The 13895-nt window shown below is 70.6% G+C and carries 13 protein-coding genes and 6 pseudogenes; 10 read left to right on the top strand and 9 right to left on the bottom strand.

The window, feature by feature from the left end; translation table 11 throughout:
• The 6 genes and pseudogenes from JF597_RS06110 to JF597_RS06135 form a co-directional block, all read left to right on the top strand.
• Nucleotides 1–195 (top strand): annotated as a pseudogene (locus tag JF597_RS06110) (ABC transporter ATP-binding protein); the annotation flags it as partial.
• A 95-nt stretch (nucleotides 196–290) separates the two neighbouring features.
• On the top strand, nucleotides 291–1775 hold the full coding sequence (locus JF597_RS06115; protein ID WP_293990367.1) for an NUDIX domain-containing protein: 1485 nt from the start codon (nucleotides 291–293) through the stop codon (nucleotides 1773–1775).
• Nucleotides 1776–1864: 89 nt separating this feature from the next.
• Complete coding sequence (locus JF597_RS06120; RefSeq protein WP_293990369.1) at nucleotides 1865–3064, top strand: methyltransferase domain-containing protein; 1200 nt, start codon at nucleotides 1865–1867, stop codon at nucleotides 3062–3064.
• Nucleotides 3065–3225: 161 nt separating this feature from the next.
• A complete protein-coding gene (locus tag JF597_RS06125; RefSeq protein WP_293990389.1) occupies nucleotides 3226–3930 on the top strand; it encodes a class I SAM-dependent methyltransferase in 705 nt (234 codons plus the stop codon).
• A gap of 26 nt (nucleotides 3931–3956) precedes the next feature.
• Nucleotides 3957–4253, top strand: a pseudogene (locus JF597_RS06130) (NUDIX domain-containing protein); the annotation flags it as partial.
• A 324-nt stretch (nucleotides 4254–4577) separates the two neighbouring features.
• Nucleotides 4578–4889, top strand: a pseudogene (locus JF597_RS06135) (DNA cytosine methyltransferase); the annotation flags it as partial.
• Nucleotides 4890–4946: 57 nt separating this feature from the next.
• Here JF597_RS06135 and JF597_RS55480 read toward each other — a convergent pair.
• From JF597_RS55480 to JF597_RS06145, 3 genes are all read right to left on the bottom strand, one after another.
• Nucleotides 4947–5582, bottom strand: coding sequence for a DUF6000 family protein (locus JF597_RS55480; RefSeq protein ID WP_366916384.1), 636 nt, complete (start codon nucleotides 5580–5582; stop codon nucleotides 4947–4949).
• Nucleotides 5583–5917: 335 nt separating this feature from the next.
• Complete coding sequence (locus tag JF597_RS06140; protein WP_293990371.1) at nucleotides 5918–6547, bottom strand: GNAT family N-acetyltransferase; 630 nt, start codon at nucleotides 6545–6547, stop codon at nucleotides 5918–5920.
• A 90-nt stretch (nucleotides 6548–6637) separates the two neighbouring features.
• Complete coding sequence (locus JF597_RS06145) at nucleotides 6638–6856, bottom strand: hypothetical protein (protein ID WP_293990373.1); 219 nt, start codon at nucleotides 6854–6856, stop codon at nucleotides 6638–6640.
• Here JF597_RS06145 and JF597_RS06150 point away from each other — a divergent pair, their 5' ends adjacent.
• The gene (locus tag JF597_RS06150; protein ID WP_293990375.1) at nucleotides 6857–7237 is read left to right on the top strand and encodes a hypothetical protein; all 381 of its coding nucleotides are present in this window, start codon (nucleotides 6857–6859) and stop codon (nucleotides 7235–7237) included.
• A 113-nt stretch (nucleotides 7238–7350) separates the two neighbouring features.
• Here JF597_RS06150 and JF597_RS06155 read toward each other — a convergent pair whose 3' ends face one another.
• Nucleotides 7351–7974, bottom strand: coding sequence for a TetR family transcriptional regulator (locus JF597_RS06155; protein WP_293990377.1), 624 nt, complete (start codon nucleotides 7972–7974; stop codon nucleotides 7351–7353).
• A 222-nt stretch (nucleotides 7975–8196) separates the two neighbouring features.
• On the opposite strand from JF597_RS06155, the gene JF597_RS06160 reads away from it, so the two are divergent.
• A complete protein-coding gene (locus JF597_RS06160; protein ID WP_293990379.1) occupies nucleotides 8197–9285 on the top strand; it encodes an alkene reductase in 1089 nt (362 codons plus the stop codon).
• 77 nt (nucleotides 9286–9362) lie between these two features.
• Nucleotides 9363–9488 (top strand): hypothetical protein, encoded by a 126-nt coding sequence (locus JF597_RS06165; RefSeq protein WP_293990381.1) that lies wholly within the window; start codon nucleotides 9363–9365, stop codon nucleotides 9486–9488.
• Between the two features lie 73 nt (nucleotides 9489–9561).
• Here the strand turns inward: JF597_RS06165 and JF597_RS06170 are convergent, their stop codons facing one another.
• Nucleotides 9562–9849 carry a hypothetical protein gene (locus JF597_RS06170; RefSeq protein ID WP_293990383.1) on the bottom strand — a complete coding sequence of 96 codons (288 nt, stop codon included), beginning with the start codon at nucleotides 9847–9849 and terminating at the stop codon, nucleotides 9562–9564.
• A gap of 443 nt (nucleotides 9850–10292) precedes the next feature.
• On the opposite strand from JF597_RS06170, the gene JF597_RS06175 reads away from it, so the two are divergent.
• Nucleotides 10293–10532, top strand: a complete 240-nt coding sequence (locus JF597_RS06175) for a hypothetical protein (protein ID WP_293990385.1) — start codon at nucleotides 10293–10295, stop codon at nucleotides 10530–10532.
• Here the strand turns inward: JF597_RS06175 and JF597_RS06180 are convergent.
• The 4 genes and pseudogenes from JF597_RS06180 to JF597_RS06195 form a co-directional block, all read right to left on the bottom strand.
• Nucleotides 10529–11116 carry a TetR/AcrR family transcriptional regulator gene (locus tag JF597_RS06180; RefSeq protein ID WP_293990387.1) on the bottom strand — a complete coding sequence of 196 codons (588 nt, stop codon included), beginning with the start codon at nucleotides 11114–11116 and terminating at the stop codon, nucleotides 10529–10531. The two genes, JF597_RS06175 and JF597_RS06180, sit on opposite strands and share 4 nt — an antisense overlap.
• A gap of 112 nt (nucleotides 11117–11228) precedes the next feature.
• Nucleotides 11229–12637: pseudogene (locus tag JF597_RS06185) on the bottom strand (MFS transporter).
• A gap of 43 nt (nucleotides 12638–12680) precedes the next feature.
• Nucleotides 12681–13394 (bottom strand): annotated as a pseudogene (locus JF597_RS06190) (FAD-dependent oxidoreductase); the annotation flags it as partial.
• Nucleotides 13395–13569: 175 nt separating this feature from the next.
• Nucleotides 13570–13895 (bottom strand): annotated as a pseudogene (locus tag JF597_RS06195) (hypothetical protein); the annotation flags it as partial.

The raw sequence follows: 13895 nt of genomic DNA on the forward strand, positions 1-13895 counted from the left end.
CGGGCGGTGTTGCTGGTGACCCACCGCATCACCAATGTCGCTGTCGCCGACCGCATCGTGGTCCTCGACGACGGCAAAATCGTCCAGGAGGGCACCTACGTCCAGCTCTCCCAACAGCCGGGCCTCTTTCAGCAGTTGCTTTCCTACCAGATCACGTCCGAACTGGATGACGAGAAGCGCGATACCCCCGCATGAGCGGCCCCGGCGCCACCTCAGTACGCCCCGCTGAAGCGGCCGCACCCACGGCCACAGACGCCCCCGCCCCTCCTACGCCGTCCCGAGGTGATGACGTGCCGCTCACCCGTTCCCACATCCGCGCGACCGCCGAGGCGTACCTGGCCCGGCATCCGCACGAGCGGGAATCGCTAGCCGGGCTGTGGTCCCTCCTGGACAGAGCCGACGCCCCGGCCAGCCGTGCCACGCTCCCCGGTCACGTCACCTGCAGCGCGGCGGTCATCGACCGGGAACAACGCGTTCTGCACATCGGCCACAAGGTCACGGGGCTACTCCTCGCTCCGGGCGGCCATGTCGAGGACGACCGGACGCTCCTGGCCGCGGCGCTGCGAGAGGCGTGCGAGGAGACCGGCATCCAGCCGGGCGACCTCTGCCTGACCCCGCAGTTCCTCGGCGCTCCGATCGACATCGACGTCCACGACATCGACGCCAACCCCGCCAAGGGCGAAGGCGAACACCAGCACTTCGACTTCCGATTCGTCTTCTACCTCGTGCCCGAGCAGCACCCCAAGCTCACCTTGCAGGACGATGAGGTTGCCGGCGCCCGGTGGCTCGAGTTCGCCGACGTCAGGTCCCCGACCTTGCGTGCCAAGCTCCTGGACGCGCAGACCCATGGCCTCGACGGGCGGCCGGAGCCCGTCAACGCCTCCGCGCTGATCCACGACGGCCACGGCAGATACCTGCTTCACCTGCGGGACCAGCGTGAAGGCATCTGGGCCCCGGGCACGTTCGCTCTCCTCGGCGGCGGCCGTACGGTGGAGGACGTCAGCCTGGAGGCGACCTTGGGGCGGGAGCTCGCCGAAGAGGTTCCGGGCCTGGAGGTGAATGGCCTGACGCCGTATGCCGTGGAGGAGGCGACGAGCGTCGACGGCTTCGCGGTGCCGATCCAGGTCTTCGTGGGCCGCTGGAGCGGTGATCCGGAGACGGTGGAGCTGCAAGAGGGCGTGCTGCTGCGGTGGTTCACCCCCGACACGCTGGAACAGCTGCACTTGAGCCCGGGTCTCGGTGATCTGGTCCGCCGGCACGCGGCTGAGCATCCCCCCGCCGGCAGTCCGCCGGCCAGAGCCCGGCTGCTGCGTGACGAGGCGCCGGAGGGGACCGAGCTCCACATCGTGGGTGTCCACCTCTACCTGGAGGACGACCACGGCCGGATCCTCCTCGGCCTGCGCCACCCCGACTCGGCATACGCGGGCAACACGTGGCACTTCCTGGCCGGGCACTGCGAGCGGGAGGAAGCGATCAGCTGCCTGATCCGGGAGGCTCAGGAGGAAGCGGGACTGATCATCGAGCCGGGCGACGTCGAGCTCGTGCACCTCGTCCACCTCGTGGACTCGCCGTCCGCCCGCCCGCGTATCGGCCTCGTCTTCCGGGCCCGCACCTGGTCCGGCAGCCCGGCCGTCCTGGAGCCCGACCGGTGCGTGGAGTGGCGCTGGTGGAACCCGAAGGATCTCCCGGCCGCCGTCGTGCCCTACACCCGCCAGGCGATCGACGGAGTGCTCGCCGGGCGCTTGTACTCGCAGATGGGGTGGGACGAGCGATGACAGCCCTGGACGCGAGCCCAGCCACGGCCGACCGGACACCACAGCGAGCAGCACGGCCGGCCGACAGCAACCCACCTTCGGCTGCCGAGGTGAATCCGGTCGACGCGCGGGCAGCGATGGTCGCCGAGCTGGAGAAGAAGGACGGGCTACGGCCTGGGCCGGTGCGCGACGCTCTGCTCGCGCTGCCCCGCGAGGTACTGATGCCACAGGCGTACGTGCGGCGCAGCGCCCCAGGTGAGGAGCCGCCGCGGTGGGACCTGCTGGACTGGTCGGCGCCGCAGGACCGTCCCGAGCTGCTCGGGCTGCTGTACGGCGGGGCCAGTGTGCTCGTCCAGCACGACGGGGAGCCGCTGCTGGGCCGGGTGCGCGGGACGCGGTCGGGGGCGTCGATCACGTCGATGTCGACGGTGATGGGTCTGACCGCCTCGCTGCTGGAGGAGCTGGATCTGCGCCCGGGTCAGCGGGTGTTGGATGTCGGGACGGGCGCGGGGGTGACCGCCGCGGTGGCCTGCCAGGTCTGCGGCGACCAGGAGGTGGTCACCCTCGACCGGGACCGACACCTCACCGACGCGGCCAGGGTCCGGCTTGCCGACCTGGACTTCCGACCGGAGGTGGTGTCGGGCTCCGGCGAACAGGGTCTACCGGGGCGGAAGTTCGACCGCGTTTTCGTGTCGTACGCGGTGGCGCGTGTGCCGGCGGCGCTCGTCGAGCAGCTCGCCCCGGGCGGCAAACTGCTGGCGCACGTGACCAGCGCGTCACCGTCGTGGCCCGCCCTCGCCGCCGTGGAGCGCACCGACGGCGGGCAGATCACCGGAGAGCTGCGGGCGGTGGAGTTCGCCCACCGAGCCGGGCACGGCATGGACCGGATCTGGCTCAGCGAGGACTTCCGGCAGCGCATCGCCACCGAGCCTGGCACCTGGACGCAGCGGAGCATGCTGGTGCCGCCCGCGGACACCGACCGGGGCCTGTGGCTGGCCGCAGACCACCTGCTCGGGGGGCTGGTGCGCGACTTCGGCGCCGAGCATCTGTCCATCGGCGCGCCCGCCTGCGGATCCTGGCTACGGGTGGAGCCGGTGGGGCGCTCTCGTTGGAACGTCACCACCCACGGTCCGCGCGACATCTGGAAGGAACTCCAGGACCTGGCCGTCTGGTGGCAGACGGCTGGCAGCCCCAGCCGATACCGCCTCCTCTTCGAGCCGGACGGTGGCCAGCGGGCCGTATCAGCGTGCGGCCGTCTGTCCTGGCGCCTTCCCACCCGCCGTGCGCTCGGCGAGGGAGGATCCGCGTGACCTGTCCCGACGATCCCTCCCCGAGCCTGCCTGCGGGCCAGGAAGCACTATTCGCGGCGGCCGCCGCCGAGTACGACCGCTAGCGGCCGGGTGCGCCCGCCGAAGCTGCCCAGCTGCTGGCCGACACTGTCCGGGACCTTCCCGATCCAACGCTGCTGGACCTGGGCACCGGCACCGGACAAGTCCCCCGGGCGCTGCTGAAAGCTCTCCCCACTCTCGCGTACATCGAAGGCGTCGACTGGAGCCGGCCGATGCTCGACCAGGCCCGGGCCGCGCTCACGCCCCTGCTCGGGGACTGCACCCTCAGCCTCGTCCAAACCTCCGCCGACGTCCACGCGCCCCTCGCCCCTCTGCCAGGGGAGGACAGATGGACGCCGGACCGGATCACCTGCTGCCGGGCCTACCACTGGATGAGCGGCCCGGACGTGCTGGCGATGGCGCACCGGATCGCCGCCCCGCAGGCCACACTGGCGATCATGGGGGACGGCAGCCTATGGACGTACGAGGCCGACTGGGCCTGGGCACTGCGCGACCTGATCCAGCGCTACCTGGGGCCCAGGCGTCGCGCCGGAGTGCTCGGCGACTACCCCGAGCCCGTCCGTCCGTTCCAGGAGGACCTCGCTGACTCGGCGTGGAGCGAGATGACCGAGCACCGCGTCCCCGTCACGCGTTCCTGGACGCCGGAGGTGGTGCTCGGCTACCTGCGCACCACGTCCTTCGCCGGGGCCGAGCTCTTCGGGGAGCGGCACGCGGCGTTCGAGGATGAGGCCCGGGCGCTGCTCAGTGAGCTCGCGGCCGGCGGATCGCTGCTGGCGGAGGCCGTGTTCACGGTCCTACGCGCCCGGCGTCCGGGTGGTTCGCGGTGAGCGGCAGGCAGCGGCACACCGAGCCGGTGGACGTCCATCTGATCTTGCTGCGGGAGAGCGCGGCAGGTCCGGAGGTTCTGTTGTCGCGGCGGGCCGGCCAGGTGTACGCCGCCGGCCTGTGGCACCTGCCCTCGGGGCATCTGGACGGTCCGCACGAGGACGTCGTCGCCGCCCTGGTGTGCGAGGCGCGGGAGGAGACCGGTGTCGTCATCGATCCGGCCGATGTGCGGGCCGCCGTGACTGTGCACCACCGCAGCCCCGGAGGGGCCTCCCGCACCGGATACTTCTTCGAGGTCCGGCGGTGCCAGGGCCCGGCCCGGATCGCGGAGCCGGACGTCTGTGACGCCATGGACTGGGCGCCCCTGGACGCCTTCCTACCGGATGGTGGCGTACTGCCGGGCTGGCCTAACGCCTACTCCGCCGGTGCACGTCTCGCCGTGCACTTCCGACCACCCGGGGACTCCATCGCCTTCGACTCTGGCGCCGACCGTCTGCAGATCGTGTCGGACGTCACCGGCCGGGCGTTCGCCGGCTGTCCGGACGCTGCGGTCGTGGAGTTCGCCGAGCGAGCGGGCGGTCGGTCGGATCACCGAGTGGACCGATGCGTCGTGGGCGCGCGAGAACAGCCGCGTCTGGCGGGTCCAAGGATCGGTCTGGAACGGGACGAGTGGGCCCGCAAAACCCGTGTCGCTGCTGGGCAGTTGACGGTCCGGACCGACGTGGCGCTGTATCCGACGTGGCCCTTCATCGGCCGCACGCGCGGGCTGATCGCTTCCCCGCCGTGCCAGTCGTGGAGCATGGCCGGCCAGCGCCTCGGCCTGGTGGACCAGCCGCTGGTGCACGCGGCGGTCGAGGACCTGGCCGCCGGACGTGACACCCGCGATCGCCTCCTCGCCGCGTGCCGTGACGAGCGCTCCCTGCTCGCGGCCGAGCCGATGCGCTACCTGCACGCCCTGAACGCGGTAGACAGTTTCGCCTCAGGAGACTGGCAATTTCACCCGATCCAGTGCCCTTGGTCAGGGGTGCCCGGGAGAGGCATCGTGCTGTGCGTGCTCGTCGGCGAGGGCGCACATTTCACCGATGTGCTGCCTCAACTTTTCAGGGGGAGCGTTTCGGTCGTTGGCCCATTGGCTCCAGAGTCCGTCCGGTTCCAGGAACCCGGTGGCGTGCGTGGTGCCGAGGGTTCCGTCGAGGTACAGGAGCGCGCCCAGTGCCCATTCCTGGTCGTATCGGCACTCGGGCCGCCGGAGGTAGCGGTCCAGGTAGGTGGTAAGCAGGGCCGCGTCCTCGGCGGTGCCGAGCAGGGCGAGTGCGATGCAGTAGCCCTGGCCTGCGTAGGTGAGTTCGCTGGCGAGCAGGAGGCCACCGATGCGCTCGCGGAACCGCTCGCGGTGGTCCAGTCCGATCATCCATGCCGCGGTTATGCGGGAGCGCCAGTTGGGCTGGAGCATGAACTCGAGTTGGGCGTCAGTGACGCTCCGCGAGTCAAGGCCGAGAGTCTGGAGGAACTGGGCGCGTTCCTCTGCGGGCAGCCTGACGAAGTTTCCGTGGAGCAGGTCCAGGTAGCGGCCTGTCCTGGGGCGCGGAGCGGCCATCACGTAGCGGCGGAGGGTGTCGGTTCCCGGGTCGGGCATCGGCTCAGGGAAGTCCATGGACGCATCCTGGCTGGGGCGGACGGGCCGGTCCAGTGGGTTCCCAGGTCACGGATTGTCGTCGGTATCACCCGAGGGCTCACCGAGGTCGTCGAGGAGTGTGGAGATGCGGTCGGCGATCCGCTGGTGTCGTTAGACCTCGCGTGCCCAACCGCGGCCCTCGGCGTCCGCGATCAGTTCCCGTTCGGTGCAGAGACGTTCGCGCAACCTTGGCGCGTACTGAGGTGTGGTGATGAATTTGGCGCAGTTCAGGTAGAGGTCGCACTCGCAGGGGCCCTCCCACGGCAGGCGCAGGCAGCGGCCCAGCTCCAGCTCGGTTTTGTGGAAGTTGGTCTTCAGCCAGTCCAGTGCGTCCTGATCGAGCCGGCCGGCGCGCAGGGTTTCGGCGAGCGGTCCGGCGATGATGGCGCCGGGTTGAAGGACTGACCCAGCATCGAATACATGATCATGTCCCGACGCTCCTCGCCCACCTGCTGCCAACTGCGGAGCAGGCCCTCACGCTGGAAGCCCACGCGCTCAGCCGTCCGCTGTGATGCGACATTCCACGGCTCGACATACAGCTGAAGGCGAGGAATCCGCAGGTCACTAAGGGCCCAGCGGACAACCGCCCGGAGGGCTTCCGCGGCAATCCCTTGACCACGGGCCGACCCGGCAAGCCAATACCCCAGCGACGCTCGTCCCTCGCCGCGGTCCCTCACCCAGAGACCGACCATCCCCAGCGGGCGGCCGTCCTCGACCCGCACGATGACGAACGGATACCCGCTACCAGTAGACGCCCGCTCCCACTGTCGCCGGACGAAGGCTTCGCCCGCCGCCTGCGAGTACGTCGAGGGAACGGTCGTGATCAACGGGATGTAGTCGTCGCTCGACGCCTCCCGGACGAGAGGCAGATCCCCGAGCCCCCAGGCGCGCAGCAGAACACTGTCGCCAGCAGTCAGGCGCGGAACGTCCAAAGGGGCAACCATGCCCGCATCCTGCCGGGATCGCCGCCTCGAAGCACTCCAGTTTCTGCTGTCACCAAGGCATTCGGACAGTTCCAATACCCGACCCCACCCTTAGCGCGCAGCCGGGACGGCATCCACGACCTCCTCGACATCGAGACGGCCCGCGCCACCGTCGACATCGTCGCCGGCCTGAACGTCGCTCTCGAGGACGGCCTCGGCATCTCCGGGCCCGCCGCCCGCCGCGCCATCAAGGCCGCCGCCACCGCACCCCGGCCCACCGGCACCGTCATCACCGCCCGGCAGGCCCGCCAGATCCTCGCCGACCCACACTTGGCCGTCTACGGCACTCCCCGCACCCTGCTGATGTGCGTCTACAGGCGCGACAAGGCCCTATGCCACCGCGGCCTCAAGGACACGCCCAGCCTTGACCAGTCCGTCCCCACCTGCGTGAACATCGCCCGCACCGACCAGCACGCCACCGGCCTCCGCCTCCGCGCCACCACGCTCACCCAACAGGCAGGCCACGTCCCCGGCCCCCTGGGCGAGCGACTGCGCGACCACGCCACCCGGCTGCGAACCGACGTCGAGCACCTCGTCCGCGCCGTCAACCAGCTAACCGCACATAATCGACAACTGCTCCATGCGCTCTCGCAGCCCAACCTCCCAGTCCGGGCGCTGCCGACCCAGCCGCACCCGGACCGAACCGAGTGAACCGGCATGGAGCCCCCCGCTGACCCACCCTCAGGCACCGTGCCACTCGGCACGGAACAGCCGTGGCCTGCCGCCTTGGTCGGCGAGCGCCGGTCGCGGCCTTGGGCGGGCGGTTACTCCGTCAGCGCGCCCATGGCCCGATCGAGCAGGACAGCGAGGGAGGCAGTGCCCTCGCAGGCCACCCACCCTCTCGCGGCCGCGTCCAGGCAGGCGAGGGCGGCTGCGACCAGCGCGGTCGGCCTGGGATCCTCCGGTCCGCCAGGACTGGCTTCCAGTCGCCTGGCGATCTCCGGCACCAGCTGCTCCTGCCACTGCAACTGCTTCTCGAAGTGCCGGGCGCGCAGTGACGGCGTCTCTTGCAGCATGCGCAGAAAGCTCAGCGTCTGCTCGGGTGCTTCCTCGTTCACCCGCACCAGGACGTCGAAGGCCCGGCGCAGCGCCACCCAGGGCCGCTCCTCGTCGGGGCGGGCGGCGAGGGCTTCCGCGACGTGCTGGCCATCGCCCTCCAGACCGCCCAGCACGATGTCTTCCTTGGTCCCGAAGTACCGGAACAGGCTGGCGCGCGACAGTCCCGCTTCGGCGGCGATCTGGTCGGCGGTCGTCCGGTCGAAGCCCTGATCGGTGAAGAGCCGGAGCGCCACTTCGGTGACTTCCGCCCGGACTGTTGCCCGCATGCGTTCACGCAGACCGGGCGGCTTCGGCGGGGTGTGCTCGGCGGTGCTGGCGGAGTCGGTCATACGAGGAACACTACGGCAACGACTCAACTTGAGACTCAGTCGCAAGAGCTGCGTCCCGCCTGCACTGCCAAAACCAGACAGCGACTCATCTTGAGACTCCATCTCAGATGGATGTAGGGTCTCCGAGTGGAGGCTTCATTGCGAACGGCGTGCTGCGAACCGGCACCCCGTCAGGCTGCCGCCTGCCTCTCTCACCCGACCCATTTCTTGAAGGAAGCTGCTATGACTACCGCGTCCGACCCGATCGACCTGAGCGGCAAGGCGCTGGCCAACCGCATCGCGATGGCGCCGATGACCCGCAGCCGCGCCGATGCTCCCGCGGCCACGGCGACGGAGCTGATGGCCACCTATTACGCCCAGCGTGCGAGCGCGGGCCTGATCATCACCGAGGGCATCCAGCCGTCGGTCGTCGGCCAGGGCTACACCAACACCCCGGGCCTGCACTCCGCGGCACAGGTCGACGCCTGGCGGAAGGTGACCGACGCCGTCCACGCCCAGGGCGGCACGATCTTCGCGCAGCTGATGCACACCGGCCGGATCAGCCACCCCAGCCTGCTGCCCGACGGACTCAGCCCCGTCGGCCCCTCGTCCGTCACGGCGGCGGGCCAGGTCTTCACCTACGAGGGCCCCCAGGACTACGTCACGCCGAAGGAACTGGACGCCGACGGCATCGCCCAGACGATCGCCGACTACGCCGACGCCGCGCGCAACGCGATCGCCGCCGGTTTCGACGGCGTGGAGATCCACGGGGCGAACGGCTACCTGATCCACCAGTTCCTCGCCCCCAACACCAACCTGCGCACCGACAGCTGGGGAGGTGGCGCCGCGGACCGGGTCCGCTTCGGTATCGAGGTCGCCACGGCCGTCGCGGAGGCGATCGGCGGCCACCGCACCGGCTTCCGCATCTCCCCCGGCAACCCCTACAACGACATCGCCGAGACCGACCCGGCCGACGTGCTGGAGACCTACACCGCCCTGACCGCCGGTCTCGCCAGGCTGGACCTCGCCTACCTGCACCTGCTCGAGAGCCCAGACCGCGACCTGACCAACCGGCTGCGCAAGGACTGGCCGGCGGCATTCATCCTCAACCCCTTCACCCACCCCGAGCCCACCGGCCCCGACGCCCTCGCCCTCATCGAGGACGGCACCGCGGACATCATCGCCTTCGGCGCGCTGTTCCTAGCCAACCCCGACCTGCCCGCCCGCCTCGCCGCCGGCGGCCCCTACAACACCCCCGACGCGGCCACCTTCTACGGCGGCGACCACCGCGGCTACGCCGACTACCCGGCGCTGCCCGCCGACAGCGCGTGACCTGAAAAGAAGTCACTGCCCGCCGGACGAGGCAGGACGCAGGCCACCAACGCCCCGACGTCATCGCAGCGGCCCGCATGGCCGGTGCCGACCCGCGCAGAGTGGAGGACGCCCTCGCCGAGCTCTCAGGGCGCGAGGCCCTGCGAACCGTTCCCGAGGACAAGAAGGCCGGCACCCAGGAGTACGCGTGCACGTCGCCTTGAGGGCACGCTCGCCAAGACCACCTGTGACGAGCGTGCGCTCTGCCGGCGGGCCGGCGCCTCCGATGCGACCCGCTCACATCATGAGCTGGCGATCACGGCCTCGGGGAACATCCGTACAGCGGTTAACGCCAAGCCAGTGATCATGGTCCGGCTGGTGTGAGCGCGAGACGCGGTTCTCGTGCTCGCGTCGGGCCTTGCGCTGGGCCGGCACCGCGGGAACGCCGTGGCCGCCGTCTGGCGGCTGGCAGCGGGCGAGGAGTCCGAGGTGCACGGCGGGGACGGCGCTGACGCGCAGGGTGTAGCCCTGGCCGCGGCATACGGTCACCCCCTGGTCGAGCGCGGCCCGCTCGACGTCGTCCACTCTATGAGTCAACTTGTCTCACTGTGAGCTGGATCGCTTGCCGGGCCTGCGCTCGCGATGCGCCCTCGACCGAACGGCACATCGACGATCCCGGATCCCCCTGTACGGGGCCCGCGACGTTTCGGTACGTGGCGTGAGGCAACCGGCACCACTCCTCGCGCCCGGCCGGTCGGCTCGCCCACGCTCGACGCGTGGTCGGCATCGACGTGCGCGGCGACGGAGACAGGGCCCGCCGGACCCGGCCCGGCTGGACCACTGCGGACCGCCGACGCGGCAAGAGGAGGGACGTCCGCCGCGAAGCCGGCACACCTCCGGCCCCCGAGTGCCCGTCGAACACGATCACCCCCGCCGGTGCCAGAGCGCCAAGGTTGCGTTTACGTTGGGACAGGCAAGTCGATCGCCCTCTTCACGCCCTGAGGGGGACCGGGACCGACGCGCGCAGTGTGGGGCCCGAACACCACCGCCACCGAACCAGAACCCGCTCCCATGGCACCCTCAGCACACACCTCGCGGTCGCGCCGTCCCCCGGCGGCTGCGACCGCCCGGCTGCGCCGGACCAGCGCGGCCTCCCGGACTGGGAGGCGACGATCATCGCCGCCGAGCAGGTCTGCGACGCCGTCACGGCCCAGGGCCTGGCCGGCACCGGCGACGCCACGGGAGATGATGCGCCGGAGAGTGCTTAGGCCCAGGCCCGCAGAGCGGCGTCCACGACGATCTCCACCGTGTCACGCCCCAGGCGGTTCCCGGCGAGAAAGCGCTCGAAGAACAGCGGACCCGCCGTAGCCATGGCAAAGGTCTCGGGGGTGACGTCGGACCGGAGTTGGCCCCGCTCCACGGCCGCGGCAACCGCGGGACGCAGGGCATCGGCGATCTGATTCAGCAACGACTCCCGGAGGCGGCGCATGCCGTCGTCGTGCCGTGACCCGCCGAGGATCGCCGCGAGGACGGCACCGGCCTGCTCGTCGTCCCACCGCTCGGCAAGCACGCTCAGACGGTGAACGAGCTCCGTTCGCGGATCGCCGCCCGTCGCGGTCCGGAGCTCCTCGGGCATCGGAGGCAGCGGCGGCATGCCGGACTCCAGCGCGGCCAGGCGAAGGTCGAGCAGGCCGGGCCAGTGCCGGTAGACCGTGGCCCTGCCGACGCCGGCACGGGCGGCGACCGCCTGATGTGTCACGGCCTCCAGGCCGCTTTCCGTGAGCAACTCAGTGGCTGCCGCGACCATGGCTTCGCGGCTGCGCACCAGACGCGGATCAGTTCTCTCCCGCACGTACTCCACCTTCCTGTGGGACGAAGCGTCTCACGGCGACCACTATGAGTCATATTGTCTCATATTAGTGCAGGACGGAAGCAGTGAGCCCGCAGGACCTGCGCGGCGTCCGTCACATGTGAACGACGGGTGAGGCGTTCTCGGCGTGCCGCGGCACGCCACGGCGGTACAGCAGTACGGTCACGACCAGGCCGGCCACGAAGACGGCCGCCGACCACCAGTAGGCGGTGGAGTAGCCCTCAAGACCGGCCTGCGCCAGGACGCCGGGGTCCTTCGGGTCGCGGCCGGAGAGGTAGGTGGTGGCCGCATCGGATGCCATCGTGCTGAGCAGGGCGACGCCGATGGAACCGCCGACCTGCTGGACGGTGTTGACAGCGGCGGACGCGACGCCGGCATCGGCCGCGGCCACCCCGGAGGTGGCCAGGCTCATGGCGGGCGCGATGACGGTGCCCAGCCCGATGCCGACGAGCACCAGCTGGGGCAGTACCTGGGCCACGTAGCCGCTGTCCAGGTCCAGCGTGGTCATCCACACCAGGCCGGCAGCCGCGATGGCCATCCCCAGCGGAACCACCGGCTTGGGACCTATGCGCCGCACCAGGACGTTGTTGGCCACGGCAGAGGCGGACGACGACGCGACGATCATGGGCAGGAAGGCGAAGCCCGTCTTCAGGGCGCTGTAGCCGAGGCTCTGCTGCAGGTAGTAGGTGAGGAACAGGAACACTCCGAACATGCCCGCGCCGGTGACGAAGAGGGCGACGAAGGAGGCACCGCGGTTGCGGTCCAGCAGGACGCGCAGGGGCAGCAGCGGGTACGCCGCCCTGGTCTGCCACCACACGAAGACGGCCGCCAGTACGGCACCGGACGCCAGCATGCCCCAGGTCGCCGGCGCGCCCCAGCCGTGCGTCTCGGCGTTCGAGAATCCGTAGACCAGGCAGAACAGGCCGACGGAGACCAGCAGAGTGCCGAGGACGTCGAGCCTGGAGGACGTGTCGCGCGGCGTGCGGTGCAGCAGAGCCGCGCCACCGACGAACGCCACCCCCCGGCGACCGTGAAGGCCTTGGCCCGCTCGCGCGACTCGGTGAAGGTCGTCATCAGGATCGACAGCGCGGACGGGGCCAGCAGCGCGGCGAACAGGCCCTGCACGGCGCGCGCGACGACGAGCATGGCGAAACCGTTCGCCGCGCCTCCCACCATGGACGCGGCAGCGAAGCCGGCCAGACCCACCAGGAAGGTCACCTTCTGACCGGCCAGGTCCGCGATCCGGCCGCCGAGCAACAGCAGGCTGCCGAAGGCCAGCGCGTAGGCGGTGACCACCCACTGCCGGTCGGCGTCCGAGAAGCCCAGGTCGTGCTGGGCGGACGGCAGGGCGATGTTCACGATGGTGCCGTCAAGGACGCCCATCAGCATGGACAGGGAAACGACCAGCAGGATCCACCAGCGGCGCTGGTGCGACAGGTCGGCAGGCACGTTCTCGGGTGCGGCCTCAGCGCCGCGAGCGGCGGCGACGGCGTTCTGGGACATGGGGACAGCCCTCCAGACAAGGACGAACTAACAGGGAAAGGAATCAGGTACGACTGCGGGACGGCGCGGCCGCTTCGGTGAACGGGTCGCGCGGGTGCTCCAGTTCGATGAGCCCGACGGTCTCCCGCTTCAGGAGGGAGGCCAGGATCCAGTCCACGAACACGCGGATCTTGCGGTTCAGCGTCGGTACGCGGCTGCCGTGGTACAGGCGGTGGAACCACCACGCCGGCCGCCCCTTGAGCCTGACCTTGCCGAAGAGGATCGCGACCCCCTTGTGGAGGCCGAGGCCGGCGACCGCGCCCAGGTTCTTGTGCCGGTACTCCTCGGGCGCACGACCCCGCAGAGCCGCGAGCACGTTGTCCGCGAGCACCGGGGCCTGGCGTACGGCGTGCTGCGCGTTGGGCGGGCACCACGCGCCCTCTTCGCCGGCCAGGTCGGGCACCTGGGCGTTGTCACCCGCGGCCCACACCTGGTCCAGGCCCCTGACCTGCAAGGTCGGGAGGGTGTCGACGTGGCCGCGGGGGCCGAGGGGCAGGCCGAAGTGGGCCAGGGCGGGGTTGGGGCGGACCCCGCCCGTCCACACGATGGTGGAGGCGTCCGTCGCCACACCGTTCGCCAGGACCACGTGCTGGTCGACGCAGGACTCCATGGAGGTCTCCAGGTACACCTCGACGCCCCGGGCCTGAAGCTTCTCCATGGTCCAGACACCGAGGTCCGCACCCATCTCGGGCAGGATGCGACCGACGGCCTCGACCAGCCAGCGGGCTATCGCGTCGGGCGCCATGGCCGTGTGCACCCTCTCTCCGGGGAATCGACAGAGGCGAATTTGCGAAAGTGAATACATTCACAAACGTGCCTGCACTTGGTTGACGGTGATCCCGGGAGGGGGCGGGGATGATCGCTCCCTCCCGGGGGTGTGGGGGTGGGGGGTGTCAGCCGGCGGCCCGGGCGAGGAGGGGCGTGAGGGCGGGGTGGGCCAGGGCCTGTTCGGCGGCGGGGTCGTCGAGGACTTCCTGGAAGGCGGCGTCGAGTTCCTGGGCCTTGACGACCTGGGGCATGGTGAGGGTGCCGAGGGGGTTGAAGTAGGCGGCGGCCTGCTCCTGCCCGTCCTGGAGGATCTTCTTCAGGCGGGCGGTGGAGTTGCGGACGTTCTCCTCGAAGTCCGGGCGGCTCATGTCGGTCAGCGCCGTCATGCCGCCGGTCTCCTCCACCCAGGCGAACAGGTCGTCCCACTCGGTGGTGTGCTGCAGCCAGTCCG

The organism is Streptomyces sp. (assembly GCF_019510245.1).
Taxonomy (GTDB): Bacteria; Actinomycetota; Actinomycetes; order Streptomycetales; family Streptomycetaceae; genus Streptomyces.